The 26,843-nt window shown below is 30.3% G+C and carries 26 protein-coding genes; 22 read left to right on the forward strand and 4 right to left on the reverse strand.

The window, feature by feature from the left end; genetic code table 11:
• Window positions 1-82: 82 nt before the first annotated feature.
• On the forward strand, window positions 83-424 hold the full coding sequence (locus tag Q1A46_RS14105) for a DUF1801 domain-containing protein (RefSeq protein WP_299679946.1): 342 nt from the start codon (window positions 83-85) through the stop codon (window positions 422-424).
• Window position 425: 1 nt separating this feature from the next.
• On the opposite strand, the gene Q1A46_RS14110 is transcribed toward Q1A46_RS14105, so the two are convergent.
• The gene (locus tag Q1A46_RS14110; protein ID WP_299679949.1) at window positions 426-2,375 is read right to left on the reverse strand and encodes a YgiQ family radical SAM protein; all 1,950 of its coding nucleotides are present in this window, start codon (window positions 2,373-2,375) and stop codon (window positions 426-428) included.
• 72 nt (window positions 2,376-2,447) lie between these two features.
• Here Q1A46_RS14110 and Q1A46_RS14115 point away from each other — a divergent pair, with 72 nt between their 5' ends.
• The gene (locus Q1A46_RS14115) at window positions 2,448-3,314 is read left to right on the forward strand and encodes a DUF3667 domain-containing protein (protein WP_299679952.1); all 867 of its coding nucleotides are present in this window, start codon (window positions 2,448-2,450) and stop codon (window positions 3,312-3,314) included.
• 2 nt (window positions 3,315-3,316) lie between these two features.
• Here Q1A46_RS14115 and Q1A46_RS14120 read toward each other — a convergent pair whose 3' ends face one another.
• The gene (locus Q1A46_RS14120) at window positions 3,317-4,039 is read right to left on the reverse strand and encodes a DJ-1/PfpI family protein (protein ID WP_299679955.1); all 723 of its coding nucleotides are present in this window, start codon (window positions 4,037-4,039) and stop codon (window positions 3,317-3,319) included.
• A 154-nt stretch (window positions 4,040-4,193) separates the two neighbouring features.
• Here Q1A46_RS14120 and Q1A46_RS14125 point away from each other — a divergent pair, with 154 nt between their 5' ends.
• Window positions 4,194-6,713 (forward strand): zinc-dependent metalloprotease, encoded by a 2,520-nt coding sequence (locus tag Q1A46_RS14125; RefSeq protein ID WP_299679958.1) that lies wholly within the window; start codon window positions 4,194-4,196, stop codon window positions 6,711-6,713.
• A 75-nt stretch (window positions 6,714-6,788) separates the two neighbouring features.
• Entirely contained in the window at window positions 6,789-8,720 is a 1,932-nt protein-coding gene (locus tag Q1A46_RS14130) for a CocE/NonD family hydrolase (RefSeq protein ID WP_299679961.1), read from the forward strand.
• Window positions 8,721-8,818: 98 nt separating this feature from the next.
• Here the strand turns inward: Q1A46_RS14130 and asnB are convergent, their stop codons facing one another.
• Window positions 8,819-10,480, reverse strand: a complete 1,662-nt coding sequence (asnB, locus tag Q1A46_RS14135; protein ID WP_299679964.1) for an asparagine synthase B — start codon at window positions 10,478-10,480, stop codon at window positions 8,819-8,821.
• A gap of 245 nt (window positions 10,481-10,725) precedes the next feature.
• Between asnB and Q1A46_RS14140 the strand changes: the two genes are divergently transcribed.
• From Q1A46_RS14140 to Q1A46_RS14190, 11 genes are all read left to right on the forward strand, one after another.
• A complete protein-coding gene (locus Q1A46_RS14140) occupies window positions 10,726-12,435 on the forward strand; it encodes a glycoside hydrolase family 9 protein (RefSeq protein ID WP_299679967.1) in 1,710 nt (569 codons plus the stop codon).
• Between the two features lie 179 nt (window positions 12,436-12,614).
• Window positions 12,615-14,006 (forward strand): anthranilate synthase component I family protein, encoded by a 1,392-nt coding sequence (locus tag Q1A46_RS14145; protein WP_299679970.1) that lies wholly within the window; start codon window positions 12,615-12,617, stop codon window positions 14,004-14,006.
• A 74-nt stretch (window positions 14,007-14,080) separates the two neighbouring features.
• Entirely contained in the window at window positions 14,081-14,662 is a 582-nt protein-coding gene (locus tag Q1A46_RS14150; protein ID WP_299624470.1) for an aminodeoxychorismate/anthranilate synthase component II, read from the forward strand.
• Between the two features lie 5 nt (window positions 14,663-14,667).
• Entirely contained in the window at window positions 14,668-15,654 is a 987-nt protein-coding gene (gene trpD / locus Q1A46_RS14155; RefSeq protein WP_299679973.1) for an anthranilate phosphoribosyltransferase, read from the forward strand.
• A gap of 155 nt (window positions 15,655-15,809) precedes the next feature.
• The gene (gene trpC / locus Q1A46_RS14160) at window positions 15,810-16,598 is read left to right on the forward strand and encodes an indole-3-glycerol phosphate synthase TrpC (RefSeq protein ID WP_299679976.1); all 789 of its coding nucleotides are present in this window, start codon (window positions 15,810-15,812) and stop codon (window positions 16,596-16,598) included.
• Between the two features lie 12 nt (window positions 16,599-16,610).
• Window positions 16,611-17,120, forward strand: a complete 510-nt coding sequence (locus Q1A46_RS14165) for a hypothetical protein (protein ID WP_299679979.1) — start codon at window positions 16,611-16,613, stop codon at window positions 17,118-17,120.
• The gene (locus Q1A46_RS14170; protein WP_299679982.1) at window positions 17,117-17,761 is read left to right on the forward strand and encodes a phosphoribosylanthranilate isomerase; all 645 of its coding nucleotides are present in this window, start codon (window positions 17,117-17,119) and stop codon (window positions 17,759-17,761) included. The genes Q1A46_RS14165 and Q1A46_RS14170 overlap by 4 nt, the downstream gene beginning before the upstream one ends.
• Window positions 17,761-18,519, forward strand: coding sequence for a hypothetical protein (locus Q1A46_RS14175; RefSeq protein ID WP_299679985.1), 759 nt, complete (start codon window positions 17,761-17,763; stop codon window positions 18,517-18,519). The genes Q1A46_RS14170 and Q1A46_RS14175 overlap by 1 nt, the downstream gene beginning before the upstream one ends.
• A 28-nt stretch (window positions 18,520-18,547) precedes the next feature.
• On the forward strand, window positions 18,548-19,723 hold the full coding sequence (gene trpB, locus Q1A46_RS14180; RefSeq protein ID WP_299679988.1) for a tryptophan synthase subunit beta: 1,176 nt from the start codon (window positions 18,548-18,550) through the stop codon (window positions 19,721-19,723).
• Between the two features lie 88 nt (window positions 19,724-19,811).
• Window positions 19,812-20,579, forward strand: coding sequence for a tryptophan synthase subunit alpha (gene trpA, locus Q1A46_RS14185; RefSeq protein WP_299679991.1), 768 nt, complete (start codon window positions 19,812-19,814; stop codon window positions 20,577-20,579).
• Window positions 20,580-20,753: 174 nt separating this feature from the next.
• Entirely contained in the window at window positions 20,754-21,479 is a 726-nt protein-coding gene (locus Q1A46_RS14190) for a hypothetical protein (RefSeq protein ID WP_299679994.1), read from the forward strand.
• A 199-nt stretch (window positions 21,480-21,678) separates the two neighbouring features.
• On the opposite strand, the gene Q1A46_RS14195 is transcribed toward Q1A46_RS14190, so the two are convergent.
• On the reverse strand, window positions 21,679-22,335 hold the full coding sequence (locus Q1A46_RS14195; RefSeq protein ID WP_299679997.1) for a DsbA family protein: 657 nt from the start codon (window positions 22,333-22,335) through the stop codon (window positions 21,679-21,681).
• Between the two features lie 111 nt (window positions 22,336-22,446).
• Between Q1A46_RS14195 and Q1A46_RS14200 the strand changes: the two genes are divergently transcribed.
• The 7 genes from Q1A46_RS14200 to Q1A46_RS14225 all read left to right on the forward strand — a co-directional run bounded on the left by Q1A46_RS14200 (window position 22,447) and on the right by Q1A46_RS14225 (window position 26,823).
• Window positions 22,447-22,869, forward strand: a complete 423-nt coding sequence (locus Q1A46_RS14200) for a hypothetical protein (RefSeq protein WP_299680000.1) — start codon at window positions 22,447-22,449, stop codon at window positions 22,867-22,869.
• Between the two features lie 88 nt (window positions 22,870-22,957).
• On the forward strand, window positions 22,958-23,713 hold the full coding sequence (locus tag Q1A46_RS14205; protein WP_299680003.1) for an SDR family NAD(P)-dependent oxidoreductase: 756 nt from the start codon (window positions 22,958-22,960) through the stop codon (window positions 23,711-23,713).
• Window positions 23,714-23,729: 16 nt separating this feature from the next.
• Entirely contained in the window at window positions 23,730-24,176 is a 447-nt protein-coding gene (locus Q1A46_RS20935) for a hypothetical protein (RefSeq protein ID WP_306420529.1), read from the forward strand.
• 60 nt (window positions 24,177-24,236) lie between these two features.
• Window positions 24,237-24,635 (forward strand): AraC family transcriptional regulator, encoded by a 399-nt coding sequence (locus Q1A46_RS20940; RefSeq protein ID WP_306420530.1) that lies wholly within the window; start codon window positions 24,237-24,239, stop codon window positions 24,633-24,635.
• 36 nt (window positions 24,636-24,671) lie between these two features.
• The gene (locus tag Q1A46_RS14215) at window positions 24,672-25,454 is read left to right on the forward strand and encodes an AraC family transcriptional regulator (RefSeq protein ID WP_299680006.1); all 783 of its coding nucleotides are present in this window, start codon (window positions 24,672-24,674) and stop codon (window positions 25,452-25,454) included.
• An 80-nt stretch (window positions 25,455-25,534) separates the two neighbouring features.
• Entirely contained in the window at window positions 25,535-26,167 is a 633-nt protein-coding gene (locus Q1A46_RS14220) for an NAD(P)-dependent oxidoreductase (RefSeq protein WP_299680009.1), read from the forward strand.
• Between the two features lie 107 nt (window positions 26,168-26,274).
• Complete coding sequence (locus Q1A46_RS14225; protein ID WP_299680012.1) at window positions 26,275-26,823, forward strand: TlpA disulfide reductase family protein; 549 nt, start codon at window positions 26,275-26,277, stop codon at window positions 26,821-26,823.
• Window positions 26,824-26,843 lie beyond the last annotated feature (20 nt).

The following is a 26,843-nucleotide window of genomic DNA, read 5'->3' on the forward strand; positions in this document are numbered from 1 at the left end:
ATTTTTCAAACACCATTTTAAAACATAAGTTTTGAATGGTGTTTTTTTATACATTAGATGTGTAGATAATTGTATAGTTGATATGAAATCTTTAGAAGAGTTTTATTACAATCAAGAAGATGAAGTAAAAGAGTGTTTACTGGCGTTAAAAAGTATTATATTGAATTATAATGATGAGTTTACACACAAATGGTATTATCGATTGCCTTGCTTTATGTATAAGAATCAGATATTTTGTTATTTGTGGATCAATAAAAAAAGTAAAACACCTTATATCGCTATCGGAAAAGGAATTCATATCAATCATCCAGATTTGATCAAAGAAAAACGAACCTTTACATCAAAATTAATGGTTGAAATACACCAAGATATTCCAACCACTAAAATTTATGCTATTTTCGATGAAGTAATGAAGTTGTATTAAATTACCTTCTTCTTTTCTTTTTAAATCCTTTGTTCTTTCTTCTCGATTCTTTTACGCTAGTTACTGTGTCGTTAAACGTATTTTTTGTTTTTCCAGGCTTGTTTTTACGCCAAGAATTATCTTCAGGTAATAGTTTCTTAATAAGATCTGTTTTACCAACTTTTGATAACGTGTCTTTAATCCACTTTCTGTTTTCCTTTTTATACCAAAAGAAAAATTTATGCTGATCTAATTTTTCCTGACGCGTTTTTGCAGTTTTAACTGGTTTTAAAGTATACGGATGATAACCACTGTAGTAAATAACTGTAGCAACAGTCATTGGAGTAGGAGTAAATCCTTGAACTTGTTCTAACTGGAATCCCATATCTTTAGTCTCAGCAGCTAAGTTTGCCATGTCTTCTGGTTCACAAGCTGGGTGACTAGAAATAAAATAAGGAATTAACTGAAGTTTCAGTTTGTTCTTTTTATTCAAACGATCAAAACGATCTTTAAACTTATGGAAATACGTAAAAGATGGTTTACGCATTAATTTTAAAACAGGATCTGAAGTATGTTCCGGAGCAACTTTTAATCGTCCAGAAACATGATTTTTCATCACTTCTTCAGTATAATCATCTAATTCTTGCGGATCAGCATTTTTATTGAATTCAGGAACCAACATATCATGACGAATTCCACTTCCAATAAATGATTTTTTTACTTTCGGGTGCGCATCAACAGCTTTATACAATTCTGTTAATGGTTTATGTGAAGTATCTAAATTACTACAGATAACAGGTGAAATACAAGATGGAGCAACACATTTGTCACAAATCGATTGTATTTTTCCCTTCATTTTATACATGTTAGCAGAAGGTCCACCGATATCAGATAAATATCCTTTAAAGTCGTCCATTTGGGCAACTTTATCAACTTCTTTTAAAACAGACTCCTGACTTCTACTAGCAATAAACTTTCCTTGATGTGCAGAAATTGTACAGAAACTACAACCTCCAAAACATCCTCTATGAATATTAATAGAGAATTTAATCATTTCAAAAGCAGGAATTGGTCCACGCTTATTGTATTTTGGATGCGGTAACCTTGTATAAGGTAAATCAAAAGAAGCATCAATTTCGTTTTCCGTCATTGTTGGAAAAGGAGGATTGATCACTAGTTTTTTATCTCCAATTTGTTGAAAAATACGTCGAGCAATTAACTTATTAGATTCTTGCTCAATGATTTTAAAATTAGATGCAAATGTTTTTTTATCTTTTAAACAAGCTTGATGAGAAGCAATTTCTACATCTTCCCAATTTTTGTTTTTAGGAGTTTTCTCATCAGGGTTTACTAAAAAAGCAGTTTGTTTAATCGTTCGTAAACTAGAGAAAGGAACACCTTTTTGTAATAATTCTACAATTTCACGTAAAGGTTGTTCTCCCATTCCATACACCAACATATCTGCTTTAGAAGTTTCTAAAATAGAAGGAAGTAACTTATCCGACCAATAATCGTAGTGTGTTACTCTTCGTAAAGAAGCTTCAATTCCACCAATAAGTACAGGAACATCCGGAAATTTTTCCTTTAATATTTTAGAATATACAGAAGTTGCATAATCTGGTCTAAAACCAATATCACCATTGGGTGTATATGCATCTTTATCTCTTTTCTTTTTGTTAGCCGTGTAATTACTAACCATAGGATCCATGCATCCACCAGTAATAGCAAAGAAAAGTCTTGGAGTTCCTAATTTTGAGAAATCCTGTAAGTTATCGTTCACATTAGGTTGCGGAACAATAGCTACTCGTAAACCATAGCTTTCTAAAATTCGTCCAATTACTGCAGGACCAAATGATGGATGATCTACATATGCATCTCCGCTAAACAAAATCACATCTAATTCATCCCAACCACGAAGTTTTACTTCTTTGTTAGTTGTTGGTAACCAGTCAGAAAGTCTTCTTATCCTCATATTTTGCAAAAATACGGTAATATTGGTTAATTCTCATATATTTGAGCAGGATAAACTCAAGTAATTGTAAAGATGAAGTGTAAAAATTGTAATGAAACAATAGAAAATGATGCCTTGTTTTGTGATCATTGTGGAGCTAAAGTTTTAAAAGATCGTATTACATTTCGTTTTTTACTAAAACAACTCTTTGCAAGTTTTGGTTGGGACAGTTATTTTATTGTAACGATTAAAAAAATGTTTACCGAGCCTCATATTGTTTTAAGAGAATACATTAGTGGTATTAGAAAAAGATACTTAAACCCTTTTACTTATTTGGCTATTAGTGCAGCATTATCATTAATTGTTTTTAATCTTTTTGCTCAAGACTTTATAGAAATTCAAAATTCTATTAATTCGGTTGAGATAGAAACTTTAAAAAAGATAGCTAATCAAGATTTATCAGAATTAAAGGATGTATCTGCTGAACAACTAAAAAAAATGAAAGTAGAAAAAATGACGGCAGATATAAGGTTAAAAGTACAAGATAAAATAATGACATTGTTTTTAAAGTATTTTAATTTAGTTACTTTTTTATTAATTCCAATCTATGCATTAGTGAGTAGTTTTACATACAGAAAGCCATATAATTTTGGAGAGCATATTGTTATAAATAGTTATTTAGTTGGTACTTCAATGTATGTTTCTATAGTAATGTTTTTTCTTGCCTTATTAGTACATCCTGGTTTTTATTTTTCGAATATCGTTGTATTTACCATTTACTATTTGTATGTGTTAAATAAATTACATGGACTTAATTTTAAGCAAGGAATAATTCGCTTTTTTAGATTTTTACTTGTGCTAACAATTTTTGCTATAATCTTCTTTTTAATTGTTGTAGTTTTAAGTCTAATTATAGGTGTTATTATTGGGTTTAAAAATCCAGATATATTTAAAATGTAGGATTATTCTACAATTAAATGCGGAACTTTAGTAACATCCCAATCAATTACTAATCCACCAGAAATAGATTTAGCAATGTCTTTTCCGTATAAAAGTTCACATAAATATAGAGCAGCTTCGAAAGATTTCGCACCACCTGCTGAAGTGATATATTTATCATCATGAACAAAAAGCACTTCTTTTCTGATATCTAAATCAGGAAACATTTTACGCATCTTATCAATATCTGAAGGAAATGTAGTAGAAACTTTTTTGTCAAGTAAGCCAGCTTTAGCTAAAACAAAAGCACCATCACAATGTGAAGTAATAAATTTAGCATCTTTAGCTACTTCTTGAACGAAGGCTATCATTTCTTTGTTCTCTAAATCAGTATCTAAATGATGTTCAGCACTTGGTACAACAAGGATATCAATTTTAGGTAGTTTATCTTTAAGATAATTAAAATCAGGAATAATTCGCATTCCTTCAAAAGTGGTAACAGGTTCATCTTTGTCTGCTACGGTAAAAACATTCATTGGTTTTATTCCTTGTCTAAAAATGGTATGTTGAAAAATATCGTAAGGAGCAGTAAGTTCTGTATTATAAGTTCCATCCATAATAAGAAATGCAACATTGTACCTATTAGGTTTTAACTCAGGGAAAGTTTTAGGAGTTTTTTCTGCTTTTTTGGTTTGTTGACAAGCAGTTAAGGTGATAATGAATGCAAAAAGTAAAATTTTTCTCATTTCTTTAATATTATGATAAATTTCAATGTTTAAAAATAAGTATTTTAAATAAGTTCTGTTTTTATTAAGAATAATTATAGTTCTTTAACATATTATTAAGAGCCTATGGAATACCCATTTGTTAATTTCGATAAATTTTTTTCAACTAATTTATATGAATATAAGATTAATAACAAGGGCGCTTGCTATTCTTATTACTTTAGGTGTTACAGTTAATGTAGATGCTCAAAGAAAAAAAAGAAAGAATAAGAATAAAACGCATCATAGCAAAAAAGAGGACAAAAAGGCTGCAAAGCCGCCAATGAAGCGACCTAAAAAAGGAGGAATACAACCTTACGGAAAAGTAGTAACAAAAAAGCACAAAACTGACGAAGGTTTATTTAAAGTACATTCTAAAGATCAAAGTTATCTTTTCGAAATTCCAGATTCTTTATTAGGTAAAGAAATGTTAATGGTAACTAGAATAGCTAAAACTGCAAGTGGAATTGGTTTTGGTGGAGGTAAACAAAATACTCAAGTTTTAAGATGGGAGAAGAAACATAAAAATGTTTTATTACGAGTAGTTTCTCATTCTGTTGTAGCAGATAGTATTTTACCAGTTCATGAAGCTGTTGTAAATTCTAATTTCGAGCCTATTTTATTTTCATTTCCAATTAAAGCGTTTAGTAAAGATTCTACAGCTACTGTAATCGATGCTACTCCTTTATTTTCAACAGATGTAAAAGCATTAGGTTTTCCTCAATCTAGAAGAAGACAATTCAAAATCACTAGAATGGATAAAACAAGATCTTTTGTAGATCGTGTTAGTAGTTATCCAAAGAATATTGAAGTTCGTCATGTAAAAACTTATTTTTCTAGTCAACCACCATCTAATGGAAGTGTAGGTTCAATTTCTCTAGAAATGAGTAATTCTATGATTTTACTTCCAGAAAAACCTATGAAACGTCGTTATTTCGATCAAAGAGTAGGTTGGTTTGCTAGGTCTCAAACAGATTATGGTTTAGATGTGCAAAAAAGTAAATCTGTTCGTTACTTAGATCGTTGGAGGTTAGAAGTAAAGGATGAAGATATAGAAAAATTCAAAAGAGGTGAATTAGTAGAGCCAAAGAAACCAATTGTTTACTATATAGATAGAGCTACTCCAAAAGTATGGAGAAAGTATATTAAGCAAGGTATTGAAGATTGGCAAGTTGCTTTTGAAGCAGCAGGATTCAAAAACGCTATTATAGCTAAAGATCCTCCAACTAAAGAGGAAGATCCAGATTGGAGTCCAGAAGATGTACGTTATTCTGTTGTACGTTATTTAGCTTCTCCAATTCCAAACGCAAACGGACCTCACGTAAGTGATCCTAGAACAGGAGAAATTTTAGAATCAGATATCAATTGGTATCACAATGTAATGACTTTATTACATAATTGGTATTTTATTCAAACTGCAGCAATTAATCCAGAAGCAAGATCAAATCAGTTTAAAGATGAAATTATGGGACGTTTAATTCGTTTTGTTTCAGCTCACGAAGTTGGTCATACGATTGGTTTACCTCATAATATGGGGAGTTCTGTTGCTTATCCAGTAGATTCTTTACGTTCTGCTTCATTTACAAAAAAATATGGAACAGCACCATCTATTATGGATTATGCTCGTTTTAATTATGTGGCTCAGCCAGAAGATAAAGGTGTGGCGTTAATGCCAAATATTGGTATTTATGATAAGTATTCTATTAAGTGGGGATATCGTCCTATTTTAGATAAAACAGCTGAAGGTGAAAAACCAGTTTTAGATCAGTGGATTTTAGAACATGCAGGAGATCCTATGTATCGTTTCGGTAGACAACAGTTTGGAGTTATAGATCCAAGTTCACAAACTGAAGATTTGGGAGATGATGCTGTGAAAGCAAGTAAGTATGGTATAGCTAACTTAAAACGAATTTTACCTAATTTAATTAAATGGACGGCTGAAGATGGTCAAAATTATAGTGAATTAGGAACAATGTATGGTCAGTTATTAGGTCAGTATAACAGATATATGGGACATGTTTCTTCTAATATTGGAGGCGTATATGAGCATTATAAAACATATGACCAAGAAGGAGCAGTATATACTCATGTAAGTAAAGCACATCAGAAAAAAGCAATGAAATTTTTACAAGATGAATTGTTTAAAACTCCAACTTGGTTAATTGATGAAGAAATTTTCAATAAAATTGAAAATTCTGGTAGTATAGAACGTTTAAGAAGTGCTCAGGTAAGAACTTTAAACAATGTTTTAGACTTTGGTAGATTAGCTAGAATGATTGAAAATGAAACATTAAACAATACGCAAGCTTATAGTGCTATAGATATGTTAGGTGAATTACGTAGAGGTTTATGGAGTGAACTAAGTAGTGGAAGAAAAATAGATACTTATAGAAGGAACTTACAAAGAGCACATATTGAGCGTTTACAATTTCTAATGGAAAAAGAACAACGTCCAGTACCAGCTAGATTTAGAGCTTTTTTCGGAGGAACAAGAGTAGATGTAAGTCAGTCTGATATTAGAGCTATTGTAAGAGCAGATCTAAAAATTCTAAGAAGAAATGTTAGAGCTGCTATTGGAAGAACATCAGATCGTTTAAGCAGGTATCACTTACAAGATGCTGTAGAACGAATCAACAATATTTTAGATCCTAAATAATTAGGAGCGTTAAAAGAGGTCTTTTACAGACCTCTTTTTTATTTATATTTACTTCAAAATCAATCAAAACTAAACATGAAAAATGTATTAAAACTTTTCGTAATTGCTAGTTTTATTCTGAGTTGTACTACAGCTAAAAAAAATGAAGAAGAAAACAAAGTAGTTAAGAAACAAGACACCTTTGTGAAAGATAATTACACAAAGAAAGAAGTTAAAATTACCATGAGAGATGGTGTTAAACTTCATGCTACCATTTATGCTCCAAAAGATACAACTAAAACATATCCGATTTTATTACAAAGAACTCCATATAGTTGTGCACCTTATGGAGAAGATAAGTTTAGAAGAAGAATAGGGCCGAATCCGAATTTAATGAAAGAAGGAAATATTATTGTATATGAAGATGTTCGTGGTCGTTGGATGAGCGAAGGCGTATACGATAATATGCGTGCTTATATACCAAATAAAAAGGAAAAAGAATCTGATGAAACTACAGATACTTACGATACTATCGATTGGTTAGTGAAAAATGTGAAAAATAATAATGGGAAAGTTGGAACTTGGGGAATTTCTTATCCAGGTCATTATGCTACAGTATCTACAATTGATGCACATCCAGCTTTAAAAGCAGCTTCGCCTCAAGCTTGTATTGGAGATTTCTTTTTTGATGATTTTCATCATAATGGAGCATTCTTATTGAGTTACTTTAGAGCAATTTCTTTGTTCGGAACGTATAAAGATCAACCAACAGATTCTGCTTGGTACTCATTTCCAAAGATGAATACACAAGATCAATATCAGTTTTTCTTAGATAAAGGTCCATTAAAAAACTTGAATGAATATTTTCAGTACGATAAATTAGATACAAAAGTTGCTGCTAATGATAAAAATAGAATTGATGATTTCTTTTGGAAAGAAATTGTAGAACATCCTAATTATGATTCTGTTTGGCAAAGCAAAGGTATTATTCAACACTTAAATAAAGTACCATCAACTGTCGCAACAATGATTGTAGGTGGATGGTTTGATGCTGAAGATTTATACGGGCCATTAGAAACATATAAAGGCATAGAAAAGAATCAGCCAAATAATTATAATACAATGGTTTTTGGTCCTTGGGATCATGGTGGATGGTCGAGAAGTAGAGTGAAAAATAAAGTAGGAAACTATTATTTTGGAGATTCTATTTCTTTAAACTTTCAAAAAGATATTGAAACTAAGTTTTTCAATCATTTCTTAAAAGGAGATGGATCTAAGAACTCAGGATTACCAGAAGCTTATGTTTTTGATACTGGAAAAAAAGAATGGAAATCTTACGAAGCATGGCCTCCTAAAAATATTCAAAAACAATCTTTTTACTTAGGAGAAAATCAAGAGTTAAAATCGGTAAAAGAAGGAAGTGCAAAAATTCAGTTTATCAGTGATGTAAAACGTCCTGTTCCTTATTCAGAAGATATTAAAACAGTATTTACACCAAGAAAATATATGACAGATGATCAGCGTTTTGCTGCCCGTAGACCAGATGTATTAGTTTTTGAAACAGATGTGTTAACTGAAGATTTAACATTAGCTGGAGATATTTTAGCAAAATTAAAAGTAGCTACAACTGGTACAGCAGCAGATTGGATTGTAAAAGTTGTTGACGTACATCCTTCAGATTTAAAAAATGATAATGAAGACATGCAAACGCACTTAAAACTAAGTAACTATCACATGATGGTGCGTAGTGAAGTAATGCGTGGTAGATTTAGAAATAGTTTTTCAAAGCCAGAGCCATTTTCTCCAAACAAAAAAACAGATGTAAATATTACATTACAAGACGTTTTTCATACGTTTAAGAAAGGTCATAAATTACAGATTCAAGTGCAAAGTACTTGGTTTCCTTTAATAGATTTAAATCCGCAGACTTATGTGGATAATATTTATAAAGCTGAAGCAAAAGATTTTAAAACGCAAACACATACAGTATTTACAGATTCAAGTATTGAATTTTCTGTTTTAAAATAAAATTCAGAAAAATATATTTTAAAAGAAAATCCCGAGCAAAAGGACAAAAACTTAGCTCGGGATTTATCAATCACTAAAATATAAAAATAAAAATTGTATTAATAAGCATCTTCATGAACCATCTTAATTGCTCTTCCACTTGGTTCATTTTGGTTTCTAAAACTTTCATCCCAAGCTAAAGCAGTTGGTGTACTACACGCAATAGATGGTACAGAAGGCACTGTCAAAGCAGCTGTTTCACTAGGGAAATGTTCTTCGAAAATAGAACGATAATAATATTCTTCTTTAGCTCTTGGTGTTTGTACTGGGAATCTATGATGAGCACTCTTCATCATTTCATCAGTTACTTCTTGTTCAACCAACTCTTTTAAAGTGTCAATCCAGTTGTATCCAACACCATCAGAGAATTGTTCTTTTTGTCTCCAAGCTACGCTTTCTGGTAAATAACTTTCAAAAGCTTTACGTAATACCCATTTCTCCATACGTTCTCCGTTGATCATTTTATCTTCAGGGTTAATTCGCATAGCAATATCCATAAATTCTTTATCTAAGAAAGGAACACGACCTTCAATTCCCCAAGCCATTAAACTTTTGTTAGCTCTTAAGCAATCGTATTGATATAGTTTATCTAGTTTACGAACAGTTTCTTTGTGGAATTCTTCTGCATCTGGCGCTTTGTGGAAATATAAATATCCTCCAAAGATTTCATCAGCACCTTCACCAGATAATACCATTTTAATTCCCATAGATTTAATAACACGAGCCATTAAATACATTGGAGTAGAAGCCCTAATTGTTGTGATATCGTAAGTTTCTAAGTTATAAATTACATCACGAATAGCATCTAATCCTTCTTGAATAGTAAATGTAATTTCATGATGAATTGTTCCAATATGATCAGATACTTTTTTAGCAGCAGCTAAGTCTGGGGAGCCTTCTAAACCAATAGAGAATGAGTGCAACTGTGGATACCAAGCTTCTTCCTCATCACCACTTTCCACACGTTTAGAGGCATATTTTTTTGCAATGGCAGATGTAATTGAAGAATCTAACCCTCCAGATAATAACACACCGTAAGGGACATCACTCATTAATTGACGGTGAACAGCAGCTTCTAAAGCATCTCTTAATTCATCTATACTAGTTTGGTTTTCTCGCACTGCTTCGTATTCCATCCAGTCTCTAGAGTACCAACGTTGTAATCCATCTTCACGAGTATAATAATGTCCCGGAGGAAAAACTTCTACTTTGTTACAAAAACCTTCTAAAGCTTTTAATTCTGAAGCTACATAAAAAGTTCCTTTTTTATCCCAACCAATATATAAAGGAATAATTCCCATATGATCTCTAGCGATTAAATATTCATCAGTTTTAGCATCATAAACAGCAAAGCCAAAAATTCCGTTTAAATCATCTAAAAATTCAACTCCCTTTTCTTTGTATAAAGCAAGAATTACTTCACAGTCAGATTTTGTTTGAAAATCGTATTTATCTTCGAATTGCTCTCTTAATTCTTGGTGATTGTATATTTCTCCATTTGCCGCTAAAACAAATCTTCTATCGCTACTAAAAAGAGGTTGTTGTCCAGATGTTGGATCTACAATGGCAAGTCTTTCATGAGACATAATAACTTTATCATCACTATAAATTCCACTCCAGTCTGGTCCTCTATGACGAATCTTTTTCGACATTTCTAAAATCTGAGGTCTTAACACATCAGATTTCTCTTTTAAATCAAACGCACATACAATTCCACACATAATCTTTTATCTTTTTATTTATATATTTTACTTCTAATTATGGTTCAAATTACTTGAATATACTTTTTATTAAAAACAAAAAAATAAATATTGATTTTAAATTTTAATTATTGTTGTGTTTTTTGTTTTAAAGTGTAATATTTTTAAATGAAATGTTTAATTTGAATTAAAATTTGCTATTTTTCAATTGTCTTTTTGTGTTAACTTGTAACATTATTCAACTATATAAAGATAATAGTGAAACAATGATGAAGGTACTCCTTAAAATGGTATTACTTTTTGTTACCATAAAATTAGCTTCTCAAACTTTAGAAGGAAATCAACTTGAATTAAGAGTGAATCAAGTAGGTTATACTATTGGTAAAACAAAATTAATTGCTGTAAATGCGAATTCAAAAGTTAAAACTACATATCAAATCAAAGATCAATCAAATAATGTAATTCAATCAGGAAAATTGAATGTAGATAGTTTTTGGGAAGATGCGAATGAGTATGTAGGAATTATAGATTTCACATCTATAAACAAAGAAGGTAAATATGTAGTGTTTGTTTCAGGAAAACAATCAAACATAAAAATTCTTAAAAATCCATACAAAAAACTAGCTGATGATATTTTCAAATATTATTATTTTAATAGAGCTTCAATAGAATTAACAGAAGAATATGCGGGAGTTTGGAAAAGACCAAGTGGTTTAAAAGATGACAAAGTTATCATTCATAAATCTGCGGCAAGTAAAGAAAGACCTGAAGGAACAATTATTTCTGCTACAAAAGGTTGGTTCGACGCTGGAGATTACAATATGTATGTTACCAATAGTGGAATAAGTACGTATACTTTATTAAGTGCATTTGAAAATTATCAAGAATATTACAAAACTAAAAGTTATCATATTCCTGAAAACACAAATGAGATTCCAGATATTCTTGATGAAGTAATTTGGAATTTAGATTGGATGTTAGCTATGCAAGATCCTAATGATGGAGGAGTATATCATAAACTTTCAGGATTAAAATTTTCTGGAGCAATTATGCCTCATGAATACAATTTAGATAGGTATGTAGTTAAGAAGAGTACTTCTGCAGCTCTTAATCTTGCGGCAGTTTGTGCGATTGCTTCTAGAATATTTTCAAATGTAAAAGGAAAAGAAGCCTACAGTAGTAAATTATTGACAGCAGCTTTAAAGGCTTATAAATGGGCAAAAAAATATCCTAAAGATTATTTTACAAATCCAAAAGGTGTGCGTACGGGGCAGTATGAAGATTTTGATTTAAAAGGTGAGTTTCAATGGGCTGCAACAGAATTGTTTGTGGTTACTGGAGGAGAAGAATTCGCAAAAGATATTTCAGTTGAAACCGTTTCTAATGAAGTTCCTTGGTGGAAAGATGCTAGTACTTTAACATTATTCACTCTTGTGAAATATGGTAAGAATTTTAAAGATAGAATTCCATTTGAAAAAGCTAAAAGTAAGTTTTTAAGCAAAGCAGACGAGTTAAAAGAAAGAATTACAAGTTCTCCAATGCGAATAGCAATGAATGGAAAAGATTATGTTTGGGGAAGTAATGGAGTAGCAGGGAATCAGTTAATGTACGTTTTAAAAGCTTACGAGCTCACAAAAGATGAATCGTATTTAGATGCCGTATTTGTTGGTTTAGACTATTTGCTAGGGAGAAATGGAACAGGAATTTCTTATATCACAGGAGCAGGAACTAATCCTGTAAAATATCCTCATCATAGAACTTCAGAAGCAGATCAAGTAGATTTACCAGTGCCAGGAATGGTTGTTGGCGGACCACAACCTGGGCAACAAGACAAGTGTAAATATACAAGTAAAATGCCTGCGAAATCATATTCTGATACTTGGTGTTCTTATGCTTCTAATGAAGTCACAATCAATTGGAATGCTCCTATGGTATATGTTATAAATGCACTTCAATACTATCAAACAAAAAAATAAATAAATACTTGTTTAGATAAAAAAGACTTTATAAATTTGTTGTCAAATGAAAATGACACAATTAAATAACTGGTGGTGGAAAACTCTTAACTTACGTTAGTGAGACCATCTTGTTATATATAAATAATAACTAAAAAAGGCTTATCTCATGATAAGCCTTTTTTTATTGACCAAATACAATGAAACCTACAAAATTTAAAACACTTTTTAAACAGAAAATCTCAGATACAGTTACTCCTGTAGGATTATATCTGCGTTTGAGAGATAAGTATTCTAACACTTTATTATTAGAGAGTTCAGATTATCATAGCAAAGAAGAAAGTTATTCATTTATCTGTATAGAACCCATGGTTTCTTTTAAAGCAGATAAAGATGAATTTTCAGTTTTTCACAAGAATAAAGAAGTGAAAAAAGATAAAATCGATAGAAATTTCAATGAATTATTTAACGATTTTACACAGATCATAGATTTAGACTGTGAGCCAGAATTAAAAGCATTTAATGGTTTATATGGTTATACAACTTACGATAGTGTTCAGTATTTTGAAACTATCAAATTAAATAATCCAGATGCACCTTCTGCAATTCCAATGATGCAGTATAGTTTTTATCGTTTTGTGATTGCAATTAATCACTTCAATGATGAAATGAAATTAATCGAGAATTTAGAAGAAGGAGAAACTTCTCGATTAAGTGAAATAGAAACAATCATTGAAGCACAAACCTTCAATACGCAGAAGTTCGAAATAGTTGGAGGTGAAACTTCGAATCTAACAGGAGAAGAGTTTATCGAAAATGTAAAAAGAGCAAAATCACATTGTAAAAGAGGAGATGTATTTCAGTTAGTATTGTCTCGTCAATTTCAACAACAATACAAAGGAGATGAGTTCAATGTGTATAGAGCTTTACGTTCTATAAATCCATCACCGTATTTATTCTATTTCGATTATGGAAGCTTCAAGTTAATGGGATCTTCACCTGAAGCTCAGATTAAAATTAATGAAGGAAAAGCTATTATTAATCCGATTGCTGGAACATTCAGAAGAACGGGTAATATGGCTGAAGATATAAAGCTTGGGAAAAAACTTTCAGAAGATAAAAAAGAAACTGCCGAGCATGTAATGTTAGTTGATTTAGCTCGTAACGACCTAAGTAAACATGCTGCTGATGTAACAGTAGAAGTATTTAAAGAAGTACAATATTTTAGTCATGTAATTCATTTAGTTTCTACAGTACAAGGAGATTTAAATGGAGATCCAATTAAGGTTGTCGGAGATACTTTTCCTGCTGGAACATTAAGTGGAGCACCAAAATATAAAGCAATGCAATTGATTGATAAATATGAAAACCAGTCACGTGGTTTTTACGGTGGAGCAGTAGGGATTTTAGGTTTAGATGGAGATGTAAATTTAGCTATTGGTATTCGTTCATTTGTAAGTAAAAACAATGTGTTGTATTACCAAGCAGGAGCAGGAATTGTAATTCATTCTGATGAAGAAAAAGAGTTACAAGAAGTAAATAACAAACTAGCAGCATTAAAGAAAGCATTAACCTTAGCAGAAAAAATATAAACAGTATTAAGTAAAAAGTATTAAGAAATAAGTTATGTCTTAATACTCAGTACTAAGTACTCAATACTAAAAAAATGAAAATATTAATCTTAGATAATTACGATTCGTTTACATACAACTTGGTGCATATGGTTGAAAAAATTACCGATAAGTATCCAGACGTTTACAGAAATGACGAAATCTCATTAGAAGATGTTGGAGAATACGATTTAATCATGTTGTCACCTGGTCCTGGAATTCCAGATGAAGCAGGAATTTTAAAAGAAGTAATTAAAACTTACGCAGGTAAAAAACCAATTTTTGGTGTGTGTTTAGGTTTACAGGCAATTACTGAAGTTTTTGGAGGAAAGATTATTAATATGAATGAAGTATTTCATGGTGTAGCAACAGACATGAAAGTTACAAAGCCAGAAGCTGTAATCTTTAATGGAGTTCCAGAAACTTTCCCAGCTGCACGTTATCATTCTTGGATTGCTTCAAACGAAGATTTACCAGCAGAACTTGAAGTTACTGCAATAGACGAAGAAGGTGGAATTATGGCTATTCGCCATACAGAGCATCAAATTAGTGCTGTACAATTTCACCCAGAAAGTATTCTAACAGAAGTTGGAGAACAATTGGTTCGTAATTTTATTAATTCAGTTTCTAAAAATTAATTCAAATGAAATCGATTCTAAACGATTTATATCAGCATAAAAGATTATCGAAATCAGAAGCAAAAGAGATTTTAATCAATATTGCGAAAGAAGAATATAACGATGCACATTTAGCTTCTTTTTTAACGGTTTTTATGATGCGTCCAATCACTGTAGAAGAACTTGCAGGTTTTAGAGAAGCATTATTGGAATTAGCTGTAAAAGTTGATTTATCTGAATTTAATACTATTGATATTGTAGGTACAGGTGGAGATGGAAAAGATACATTTAACATTTCTACATTAACTTCTTTTATTGTTGCGGGAACCGGACAAAAAGTTGCGAAGCATGGAAATTATTCTGTGTCTTCTAAATCTGGATCTTCTGATATGTTAGAAAGCTTCGGTTATGAGTTTACCAACGATGAATCAGTTTTAAAATCACAATTAGAAAAAGCAAATATTTGTTTTTTACATGCACCTAAGTTTCATCCAGCAATGAAAGCTGTAGGACCAACAAGAAAAGCTTTAAAATTAAAGACATTCTTTAATATGTTAGGTCCTTTAGTAAATCCTAGTTTTGCCCAAAATCAATTATTAGGTACTTATAATTTAGAAGTGGCAAGATTGTATAACTATATCTTACAAGAAGAAGATACTAACTACGGTATTGTTCATGCGTTAGATGGTTATGATGAAATTTCTTTAACAGGAGGATTCAAATTATTTACCAAAGCGGGAGAACAATTAATCACTCCTGAAGATTTTGGAATTAATAGAGTTCAACAATCTGATATATACGGAGGAGATTCTGTAGAAGCTGCAGCTAAAATATTTAAATCGATTTTAAACGGTGAAGGAACAGAAGCACAAAATAATGTGGTTTTAACCAATGCTTCTTTTGCTTTAACTATTGTAAATCCAGAAAAAGAATTTTCAGTAGCTTTTGAAGAGGCTAAAGATTCGTTATTCGGAGGAAAAGCAAAAGCGTGTTTAGAAAAATTAGTGAATTAAATAAAATGTCAGTTCGAGTATTTTTACGAATGATTGAGTAAAATCGAAATCAGAAGAAAAAATGTATCGAGAACAGTTTGTTAACTTCTCGATACAAAATTATTTTTCATTTCATTACAAATAATTTCGCTCGAAGTGACAGAAAAAATAGAATAATGACAATTTTAGAGAAAATAGTAAACTTTAAAAAACAGGAAATAGCAAAAATAAAAGCAGAAATACCTGTTAAAAAACTAGTTGAAAGTCCGAGTTTTAAAAGAACTCCAATTTCATTAAAAGCATCTTTAACAGCACAAGATTCTACTGGAATTATAGCGGAGTTTAAGCGTCAATCTCCTTCAAAAGGAATTATAAATGATAAAGTTACCGTTGCTGAGGTTACAAACGGATATTTAGATGCGAACGTAGCGGCGCAATCTGTACTTACCGATACTTCTTTTTTCGGAGGAACAATGGCCGATTTAATGGAAGCTAGAAATGTAAATTCGATCAAACCGATTTTACGTAAAGATTTTGTTGTAGACGGATTTCAAATTGTAGAAGCTAAAGCAATTGGAGCAGATGTTATTCTATTAATTGCGGCTTGTTTAACTGCTGAAGAAATTAAGAATTACGGTCAGTTAGCCAACGATTTAGGATTAGAAGTTTTATATGAAGTACATAATCAGCAAGATTTAGATAAGATTTCAGATTTAGACAATAAAATTATAGGAATTAATAACCGTGATTTAAAAACATTTAAAGTAGATCTTGAGCATTCTATCAATCTAGCGAACCAAATCCCAAGTTCAGCAGTAAAAGTTTCCGAAAGTGGAATTAGTAATCCTAGAATTGTAACTGGATTAAAAGAATACGGTTTTCAAGGTTTCTTAATTGGTGAGAACTTTATGAAAGAAGAAAATCCAGGAGAAGCTTGTTTAGATTTTATCACTCAAATTAGATAATAATACAATAGTTTGAGAATAGAGAATTATAAAATAGCTGATTGGGAAGATTCAGAAATAGGAGTTTTCTTAGATGAAAATGAAGATTGGATTTTAATAAATTCTATTCCTGGAGATTACCAATTGGATGGGTATAAATTGTTGAGTAAAAATCATGTTGAGGAAAGATCAGAAGTTGAAAATTCTAACTTAATCCAAAAGGTGATAGAGTTAAAAGAAATTAAAGTTCAAAAACCAATTGACTTTAAATTCGGTGACGCTATAGAAATTCTACAAGGGTTAGCAGCAAAATATGGTTGTTTTGAGTTTCAAGATGAAGTAGAGGAAGAATTATTTTATGGGACATTAGGAGAATATGATGAAGAAAGTTTTTCAATAGATTTTATAAAGTCAGATGGAACAATAGATTTAGATTTTGATGAAGTTTTCGAAGTAAAAGATATACGAACAATCTCTTTTGAATCTGATTATTTTAATTCAATTAGTCTATTATATAACTATTACAAAAAGGACAAGAAATGAAGTTGAAAATCTGTGGAATGAAGTACGTAGATAATATTCGGCAAGTTGCTGAATTAAAACCTGATTATTTAGGTTTTATTTTCTACGAAAAATCAAAACGAAATTTTGAAGGTATAATTCCTGAAATTCCTAAAGGAATAAAAAAAACAGGTGTATTTGTAAATGAGTATTTAGAGATTTTAGTTTCTCTTTCTGAAGAGTATAAATTGGAAGCTATACAATTACATGGAGATGAATCTGTCGAATATATAAAAGAATTGAAAGGTCACCTCGAGAGCAGTCGAGAAGAAAAACGATTACCAAAAGTAGAAATCATAAAGGTTTTTGGAATTAAAGATGAATTTGACTTTTCTATTTTAGAACCTTATGAAGCTGTAGTTGATTATTTCCTGTTCGATACCAAAGGAAAGGAACGCGGAGGAAACGGAGTTACGTTCGATTGGAAAGTTTTAGAAGATTATAATTCTAAGAAACCATTCTTTTTAAGTGGCGGAATAGGATTAAATGAAGTAGCTAAGGTGAAAGAAATTATAAAAACAGATTTACCAGTTTACGCTTTAGATGTAAACAGTAAGTTCGAAAAAGAACCTGGTTTAAAATCTGTAAAAGATTTGAAGAAGTTTATTAATCAAGTTTTATAATGAGAAAGTTAGGCCAATTTTTTATACTGTTTACTACAGTTCTAATTTCTTGTAAAAGTCAAGAAAAAGAAAAAGTAGAAAAGATAGTTTTAGAAAAAAATCAACCTAAAATTCGTCAAATTAAAAATCTACAAGAATTTGTATTAACTGAAGATAAGACTAAAACATATCAGCAAATAAGAAATACAGTTCTTGAACAGAAAAGAAATTTGTTAGCGCGTAAGCAATTCGATTCTTTAAGTCAGTTTTTTGAAACAGCATTATTACATCGAATTATACCTCAATGGGAAGGAACAGTTTGGTCTTTTGAAGGACATACATCAATACCTAAAAAAGGAGAAATTGCATGTGGATATTTTATTTCAACAACATTAAAACATATTGGATTCAATATAAATAGATATCAATTAGCACAGCAAAGTCCCATTAACGAAGCTAAAACACTAGCTTTAGAAAATAAAGTAATTGAGGTTTTTGATCATGAGACAGATAAAATCATCCAAAAGATAAAAGAAGTATTACCTGAAGGTATTCATTTTATAGGTTTTGATCAAGGTCATGTAGGATATATTCTTAAGAAAAAAGGAGAATTGTACCTGATTCATTCAAATTATCTAGATGGAAAAGTAGGAATAGAACCCATACAGAAATCAACAGTTTTTGCTTCATTTTTTGAGTTTTATTTAGTTGAGTTAAGTACCAATAAACAACTACTTGAAAAGTGGATTAAAAACGAAGAAATAATAGTTAAGAAATAACAAACACAACACACAAAATAAAAGTATCATGAAATATAATCCAGATGAAAATGGGTACTATGGACAATTTGGAGGCGCATTTATTCCAGAATTGTTACACCCAAATGTAAAAGAGATTGAAGATAATTATATTCAAATTATAGAATCAGAAGAGTTTCAAGAAGAATATAAAGCATTGTTAAAAGATTACGTGGGTAGACCTAGTCCGTTATATTTAGCAAAGCGTTTATCTGAAAAATATGGAGCAACTATTTATTTAAAGCGTGAAGATTTAAATCATACTGGAGCTCATAAAGTAAACAATACGATTGGTCAGATTTTAATCGCAAAAAAGTTAGGTAAAACTAATATTATCGCCGAAACAGGAGCAGGTCAACATGGTGTAGCAACTGCAACAGTTTGTGCTTTAATGGGATTAGATTGTACCGTGTTTATGGGGGAAATTGATATTGAACGTCAAGCACCAAATGTTGCTCGTATGAAAATGCTTGGAGCAAAAATTATTCCTGCAACTAGTGGAAGTAAAACTTTAAAAGATGCAACTAACGAAGCCATTCGTTATTGGATTCAAAACCCAGAAACGTTTTATTTAATCGGTTCAGTTGTTGGTCCGCATCCACATCCAGACATGGTTGCGCGTTTACAAGCTATTATTTCAGAAGAAATGAAATGGCAATTGAAAGAAAAAACAGGTAAAGAAAATCCAGATACTATTATTGCTTGTGTTGGTGGTGGAAGTAATGCAGCCGGAGCTTTTTATCATTATTTAGAAGATGAAGAAGTAGAATTAATTGCTGTTGAAGCTGCTGGTTTAGGAGTGAATTCTGGTGAAAGTGCAGCAACTTCTCAGTTAGGTGAAGTAGGTGTGATCCACGGAAGTAAAACAATTTTAATGCAAGATGAATATGGACAAATTGTTGAACCTTATTCTATTTCTGCAGGATTAGATTATCCAGGAGTTGGACCATTACATGCCTTTTTACATGATACAAAGAGAGCTAAGTTTATGAATGCCACAGACGATGAAGCATTACAAGCGGCGTATGAGTTAACTCGAATTGAAGGAATTATTCCAGCGTTAGAAACTGCGCATGCTTTAGCTGTTTTACCAAAAATGGATTTAAAACCAGATCAAACTGTGGTAATTAACCTATCAGGAAGAGGAGATAAAGATTTAGAAACTTATATCAAGCATTTGAAATAATAAAAAATAGTGTTGTCACCTTGAGCGGAGTCGAAAGGTTTGACAATTAAATTCGTTCTCGACTCCGCTCGAACTGACATTATATATCATGAACTCAATTCAACAAATATTTCAAAAACAAGAACATAATTTATTATCTATATTTTTCACTGCAGGATTTCCAGAATTAAATCAAACTGCTGAAATTATAGACAAATTAGGAAGTAACGGTGTAGATTTTATCGAAGTTGGTTTACCTTTTTCTGATCCGTTAGCAGACGGGCCAACAATTCAGCATAGTAGTACTGTTGCTTTAAAAAATGGAATGAACCTAGATGTTGTTTTTGAACAATTAATAGCGATAAAAGATACAAATACAACTCCATTAGTATTAATGGGATATGTAAATCAAATCATAAAATACGGAGAAGAAGCTTTCTGCCAGAAAGTAGTTGATTGTGGTATTGATACGTTAATTCTTCCAGATTTGCCAATGGTAGAATACGAATCACATTATAGAGCATTATTTAAAAAATACGGACTAACAAATGTATTTTTAATTACACCACAAACTTCTGAAGAAAGAATTCGTAAAATAGACGATTTAACTGAATCTTTTATTTACATGGTAGCATCTTCAGCAATTACAGGTGCAAAAGGAGAAATTTCTCAACAACAAATTGATTATTTTGAGCGTATTAAAGCAATGAATTTAAAAAGTAAATTGATTATTGGTTTTGGAATTTCAGATAACAAAACATTTTCAAAAGCTTGTGAATATGGTAATGGAGCTATTATTGGTTCAGCATTTATTAAAAGCTTAGATAAAAACGGAGTTGATGGAATTGGAGATTTCGTAAAAGGAATTAAAGGATAAAACTATACCTTAATTTATAATTTTTAAAAACTGAAATATTTAAACTGAATTAGTTTGAATATTTCAGTTTTTTTATGAATAATTACTTGTTAAATTAATGTTACTTCATATTTATTAATGGTTGAGATAAAATTTTTGTGTATTTGTCGTAGATTGGAAGTTTTAAAAATAAATATGAAAAATTATATTACTAAAATTAGCTTATCAATATTGATTTGTATCATGTTTTCTTGTAGTAATAAAAGAGAGAAAATTATAAAGGATAACGATACTTTAGAATTTAGAAAAGATTTTACGATGAAAGATTTTCATAGAAAACTTATTCTAATAGAGCCAAATTCTTCAGAATTTATTGCAATACAGAAATTAATAAATAACTTAACAGAATTAGAAGAAGTAGATGAATTTAAAGAAGCCTCTTATTATAGAATTATAGGTAAAAATGTTAGAATCTTAATTAATAGAAATACGATTTATATTTTACATAAAAATGCTGAAGGTAGTATTAGAAAATTTCGAATAGGAATTGCTGATGATGAATATGATGTGTTAACAGATATTGATAGGTTTGATTGGATCTATGATTTTGGTAATATCTATGGACAAGGAAAGTTTGAACAAGCAAGTTTTACTTTTTGCGGTGTTGTACCAACGAATTATAATTATGAATATAAAGTTGGGAAGTGGAAGTTTTGGAATCTTAATCGTGAATTTTTAGGAGAAGGGACTTTTAAAGTAAATAAAGTAGCTATCACGGAAAATGGGGGATGTGATTATGAAGTTTACAAATCAAAAATGAATCATGACTGGCACTTTGTTAATGATAAAAATAAAGATAATTTGAATTTAATCTACAATATAGAGAATGCTAAAAAACTAAATTTTTATGACTTTCAATAGTGATCTGTGGTGTATGATTTTGGTAAAGTTTCTATCACACATTTTGGTTTTAAATGCAAAGAAAAATTTAAGATGATTATTGTTTGATGATAAAAGTAAGAACGATAAGAAATTCAAAAAAGAAGTTAAAGAATAATTAAAAACCTCACTAACATAAAGCTAGTGAGGTTTTCGACCAAACATATAATTAATATCAACCTTAAATTGCTGAAGGTTGCGTAGTTAATTCTCTTAAAATATTTTTAAATACTCCAATAGGTTGTGCTCCAGTTACCGCTTCTTTTCTATTAAAAACAATAGTTGGTACAGAACGCACACCTAAGTTTTGCCAATGTTGTTTGTTACTTTGAACTTCAAAACGAGCGTCATCGTCATTTAATTTAGCTAAAGCTTCTTCTGCATTAAGTCCAACATCTAATAAAGCTTGTTTTAAAACTTCTTGTTTAGAAATATCTTTACGCTCACTAAAATAAGCTGTAGTTAAGCGCATTTTTAATTCTGTTTGTTTTCCAAATTGCTTAGCATATTCTAATAAAACATGTGCATCAAAAGTATTTACGATTTTCATGTTTTCATAAAAGTCAAATTTAAAATCAACATTAGCTCCTGCTTCAACTAATCTGTTTCTAGAAGCTTCATGTTGTTCTTTTGTTGAACCATATTTTTGAGTGATATGCTCTGTTAAATCTTGTCCTTCTTCAGGCATATGTGGATTTAATTCAAAAGGTTGCCATTCAATTTCTATTTGATCTGCAATACCTAATTCATCAATTGCTTTTTTTAAGTGTTTGTATCCAACTGTACACCAAGGACAAACAACATCAGAAACTATATCTATTTTTAATGTATTTTTCATAAGTTTATTTTGATCTTTTTTTATGATCTAAAAAATGATACTATTTTTTCTATTTGTAGGAAAAGATACTTGAAACTTACACTATTTTTTAATGCTTATAATTATTACATAATGCAACTAGATAATCTATCTTTTGAATATTGGAACGAATTAGCAAGACAATTTATTCTTATATGTACTTTTTTAGGAGGTTTTTCCTTAACAACTGTTGTAACGTTATTAATTGGAAAACTTGATACAAGGCTAAAGCGTATAATTTTTAAAACTTCTGTAATTTCTTCATTAGCATTTTTAATAGCGATTTTCGGAATGACAAAAATCTTACTAATGACTACCAAAGATTATCCTTTAGAAGCAAGCCACGAAAAAATTATGTTTCCTAGAATAATATCATTTATTGCGTTTATGATTGGTATTGCTTCTCAAATAACTGTAGTAAGTTTATCTGGTTGGACACAATCTAAATCTCTGGGTTGGTTCACAAGTATTTTTGGTTTTATAGCCGCTTTGTTGATTTTTGTTTTTTTGAGTTAAATTGATTTTGGAAAAGTAAATAGTTGATTTGGAAAAATAGAAAGCTTGTAAATGTTTGAATTTTGTATTGCAACAAAAAAATAAAACAATGAGTAAAATAGCAGTACTTACAGGAGGAAGTAGAGGTTTAGGAAGAGAAATGGTAATTAGTTTAGCCAAAGAAGGATATGATATTGTATTTTCATATCACACCAATCTTGAAAAGGCCAATGAAGTAATACAAGAAGTTATTGCTTTAGGTAGAAGTGCAAAAGCATTTTCATTTAATGCAAAAGAGTTTCATGATATCAAAATTTTTATAGATAAAGTAACGGCCTATTTAAAAGAAGTAAATAGAAGTCCGAATTTCGATTTTTTAATCAATAATGCAGGAACAGGAATTCATAATTTAATAGCAAATACAGAGGAAGCTGAATTTGATGAAATGTTAAACATTCACTTGAAAAGTGTCTACTTTTTAACACAAGCAGCTTTACCATTTTTAAATAATTCAGGAAGAATTATAAATATATCTAGTGGTTTAACACGTTTTAGTTTCCCAGGAATGTCTTCATATGCAATTATGAAATCTGGAGTAGAAACGTTTACAAAGTACCTAGCAAAAGAACTAGGAAACAGAAAAATTACAGCTAATGTTGTTGCTCCTGGAGCTATAGCTACTGATTTTGCAGGAGGAACGAACAGAGATAATCAAGAAAAAAGAACAATTATAGAAAGTTTAACAGCTTTAGGTAGAGTAGGAGAAGTGGAAGATGTAAGTGGAGTTGTAGCTTTTTTATGTTCTGAAAAAGCAGGATGGATAAACGGACAACGAATTGAAGTTTCTGGTGGAATGATTGTTTAAAATAAAAATGAAAAGAATGCTACATTTCAAAAGAATTTTAGAGTACCATAAGTTAGCAGGACTAAAGGCTCCGGAACATCCTTTAATCAGTTTAATAAATTACGATGAGGTTAATTATCCAGATAATATTAAAGAAATTAAATGGAGACAAGATTATTTTACTGTAGGATTAAAAAGGAATGTAGCATATAAATTCTTTTACGGCCAGCAAGAGTATGATTTTGATGAAGGCGTTATGACTTTCATTGAGCCAAATCAAGTAATGAGTTTAGCAGAAAACCCTAACCTAAATACTAAACCATCAGGTTGGCTTTTATTAATTCATCCAGATTTTTTATGGAATACAATTTTAGCAGAAAAGATAAAGAATTATCAATTTTTTGGTTACGCAGTTAATGAAGCATTGTTTCTTTCAGACAAAGAAGAAAAAATGATGATTTCAATACTAAATAATATTCGTTAAGAATATCAATCTAATACAGATCAGTTTAGTCAGAATATTATCATCTCACAGGTAGAGTTATTGTTGAATTATGCTGAAAGATTTTATGAAAGACAATTTAGAACACGTAAAGTTTCAAATGATAAAATTGTCACACAATTAGAAACATTACTATCTAATTACTTTAATCAAGAAAACTTAATAGATAAAGGATTACCTTCAGTACAATGGATTGCTGAAGAATTGTGTGTTTCTACAAGTTATTTAGCGAGTATTTTAAAAAAATTGACAGGACAAAATACACAACAGCACATTCATAGTCAGTTAATCAGAAAAGCAAAAGAGTTACTAAGTACTTCAGAATTTACAGTTAGTGAAATCGCATATTACTTAGGTTTTGAATATCCATCTTCATTTACTAAACTTTTTAAAAACAAAACAACAATGTCTCCTTTAGAGTTTAGAAAAACATTTAATTAAATAGCTTAAGTTAATTTGTATCTTTAGCTGTACTTTATGTATAAGACGGAATACATATTACCAAAAGACATACTTCCTTATGTAAATTGTATTATGATTGGAAGTAATACGAATGAAGATTTTCATACGAATATTCCTTTGTATGCTGATGGTTATCCTGGTATTATGTATCAATCTTCTGATCATGGTTTTTATTTATTACCAAAAGAGAAAAAACTTTCAGAGTTGTTTTTATACGGACAAACTTTACAGCCTATTTCTCTGGATGTAAAAGGTGTTCACGAATATATTGTAGTTCAACTATATCCATTTGCTTCAAAATATCTTTTAGGAATATCGCCTAAAGTTCTTAATGATGATTGTTATGATTTATTACAGTTAGATCATGTAAATACGAACTTTTATCGAAATGAATTAGTAAAAACTTCTGAAATAAATCAGCAGATTTCAATTTTATTTAACTTAATAAGAAGTTTAATTAAGGCGAATACAGTTTCAGAAAATGCTATAATAGAACGAGTAATTCGAATTATTATAGAGAAAAAAGGCCAAATAAAAGTAAAAGAAATCTTAGATATAGTTCCTATAACAGAGCGGACTTTAGAGAGAAACTTTATGAATTATGTAGGTTTAACACCAAAACAGTTTGCCAAAATTATTCAGTTTCAAAGTTCTATTCATTTATTAAGTCAATCTAAATTCGATACTTTATTAGATGTTGGCTTAGATAGCGGATTTTCAGATCAATCTCATTTTATAAGAACTTTTAAAAGTTACACTGGTCAAACTCCAAAATTCTACTTAAATCAAATTGCTTAAATTTTCATTTTGTCGGTTTTGTCCAATTTTAAGATGGGCATTACAAATAATTTTGTGGTGTAATTTTAACATAAATAGATATGAAACTTATAATATTTGGAGCAACAGGAACAGTAGGTAAGCATGTTGTAAATCAGGCGTTAGAACAAGGTTATGATGTTACAGCATTTTGTAGAGATAAGCGTAAACTATCAGAAGTGAGTAATAAAAAACTACAATATTTTGAAGGAGATGTTTTTAATAAAAAAGATGTAAGTGAAGCCATTAAAGGAAAGGAAGCTGTAATTATTGTTTTAGGTTCTGGTAAGAGTAGAAAAAGTTCGGTCAGATCATTCGGAACAAAAAACATTATTGAAGCTATGGAAGAAAATAATGTTAAAAGATTAATTTGTCAGAGTACTTTAGGAACAGGAGAAAGTAATAACAATTTAAATTTCTTTTGGAAATATATTATGTTCGGATGGTTCTTAAAACAAGTATTTTTAGATCATGAATTACAAGAAAAATATGTAAGAGCAAGTAATTTAGATTGGACGATTGTAAAACCAAGTGCTTTTACTGACGGAGAAAAAACAGAACAATATTTACACGGATTTCCATCTAGTTTAAAATCTTTAAAGTTAAAAATATCAAGAGCAGATGTAGCAGATTTTATTTTAAAACAGCTGAGAACCAATATGTACTTGTTAAAGTCACCAGGAGTTTCTCATTAAGTTTAACTAAAGTTTTAGAATACTACATGTTAGTTTTTTTTAAATTGATAGACCAAGGAAAAAAGTATGAGTACTTTTGCTCGTACTTTTTCTTAATTTAAACAGATTTGAAGAAATACTTTACATTATCTAACGTCCTTTTTATAGGCTTGTTATTTTTAATTTTATATAAACCAAGTCGAGTTTGGTTCATAAGGCAAATATCTTTTTCTCCTAAGGTAGAAAAGGTTGAAGGAAGTGCAAGAATATTCGATTACAATTGGAAATTAACAGGTTTAAATACTTATGATGCCAATTTTGCTGAATTTAAAGGAAAAGTCGTTTTCTTAAACTTTTGGGCAACTTGGTGTCCTCCTTGTATAGCAGAATTACCTTACATTCAAGAGTTTTATAATGATTACAAAGGGAAAATAGAATTTGTATTTATAACAAACGATAGCGCTAAAGAACTAAACGAATTTTTTAAAAAACATGGATATGAGTTTCCTGTTTATCAATCCAATCACGATTTTCCAAAAGAATTACCACCTGTAACTTCTATTCCCAGAACTTTTGTAATAGATACGCAAGGAAACATTAGAGTAGATAAATCAGGATCTGCAAATTGGAATAGTAAAAGTTTTAGAAATAAAATAGACGAACTTATTGCACAGTAATTTTCACAAAACAAAACAGA

This window comes from uncultured Tenacibaculum sp. (assembly GCF_947502995.1).
In the GTDB taxonomy this organism is placed as follows: Bacteria; Bacteroidota; Bacteroidia; order Flavobacteriales; family Flavobacteriaceae; genus Polaribacter.

Bases quoted from the DNA above. Each gene is read 5' to 3' on its own strand.
- Q1A46_RS14105 (WP_299679946.1), top strand. From the start codon at position 83: ATGAAATCTTTAGAAGAGTTTTATTACAATCAAGAAGATGAAGTAAAA.
- Q1A46_RS14110 (WP_299679949.1), bottom strand. From the start codon at position 2,375: ATGAGGATAAGAAGACTTTCTGACTGGTTACCAACAACTAACAAAGAA.
- Q1A46_RS14115 (WP_299679952.1), top strand. From the start codon at position 2,448: ATGAAGTGTAAAAATTGTAATGAAACAATAGAAAATGATGCCTTGTTT.
- Q1A46_RS14120 (WP_299679955.1), bottom strand. From the start codon at position 4,039: ATGAGAAAAATTTTACTTTTTGCATTCATTATCACCTTAACTGCTTGT.
- Q1A46_RS14125 (WP_299679958.1), top strand. From the start codon at position 4,194: ATGAATATAAGATTAATAACAAGGGCGCTTGCTATTCTTATTACTTTA.
- Q1A46_RS14130 (WP_299679961.1), top strand. From the start codon at position 6,789: ATGAAAAATGTATTAAAACTTTTCGTAATTGCTAGTTTTATTCTGAGT.
- asnB (WP_299679964.1), bottom strand. From the start codon at position 10,480: ATGTGTGGAATTGTATGTGCGTTTGATTTAAAAGAGAAATCTGATGTG.
- Q1A46_RS14140 (WP_299679967.1), top strand. From the start codon at position 10,726: ATGATGAAGGTACTCCTTAAAATGGTATTACTTTTTGTTACCATAAAA.
- Q1A46_RS14145 (WP_299679970.1), top strand. From the start codon at position 12,615: ATGAAACCTACAAAATTTAAAACACTTTTTAAACAGAAAATCTCAGAT.
- Q1A46_RS14150 (WP_299624470.1), top strand. From the start codon at position 14,081: ATGAAAATATTAATCTTAGATAATTACGATTCGTTTACATACAACTTG.
- trpD (WP_299679973.1), top strand. From the start codon at position 14,668: ATGAAATCGATTCTAAACGATTTATATCAGCATAAAAGATTATCGAAA.
- trpC (WP_299679976.1), top strand. From the start codon at position 15,810: ATGACAATTTTAGAGAAAATAGTAAACTTTAAAAAACAGGAAATAGCA.
- Q1A46_RS14170 (WP_299679982.1), top strand. From the start codon at position 17,117: ATGAAGTTGAAAATCTGTGGAATGAAGTACGTAGATAATATTCGGCAA.
- Q1A46_RS14175 (WP_299679985.1), top strand. From the start codon at position 17,761: ATGAGAAAGTTAGGCCAATTTTTTATACTGTTTACTACAGTTCTAATT.
- trpB (WP_299679988.1), top strand. From the start codon at position 18,548: ATGAAATATAATCCAGATGAAAATGGGTACTATGGACAATTTGGAGGC.
- trpA (WP_299679991.1), top strand. From the start codon at position 19,812: ATGAACTCAATTCAACAAATATTTCAAAAACAAGAACATAATTTATTA.
- Q1A46_RS14190 (WP_299679994.1), top strand. From the start codon at position 20,754: ATGAAAAATTATATTACTAAAATTAGCTTATCAATATTGATTTGTATC.
- Q1A46_RS14195 (WP_299679997.1), bottom strand. From the start codon at position 22,335: ATGAAAAATACATTAAAAATAGATATAGTTTCTGATGTTGTTTGTCCT.
- Q1A46_RS14200 (WP_299680000.1), top strand. From the start codon at position 22,447: ATGCAACTAGATAATCTATCTTTTGAATATTGGAACGAATTAGCAAGA.
- Q1A46_RS14205 (WP_299680003.1), top strand. From the start codon at position 22,958: ATGAGTAAAATAGCAGTACTTACAGGAGGAAGTAGAGGTTTAGGAAGA.
- Q1A46_RS20935 (WP_306420529.1), top strand. From the start codon at position 23,730: ATGCTACATTTCAAAAGAATTTTAGAGTACCATAAGTTAGCAGGACTA.
- Q1A46_RS14215 (WP_299680006.1), top strand. From the start codon at position 24,672: ATGTATAAGACGGAATACATATTACCAAAAGACATACTTCCTTATGTA.
- Q1A46_RS14220 (WP_299680009.1), top strand. From the start codon at position 25,535: ATGAAACTTATAATATTTGGAGCAACAGGAACAGTAGGTAAGCATGTT.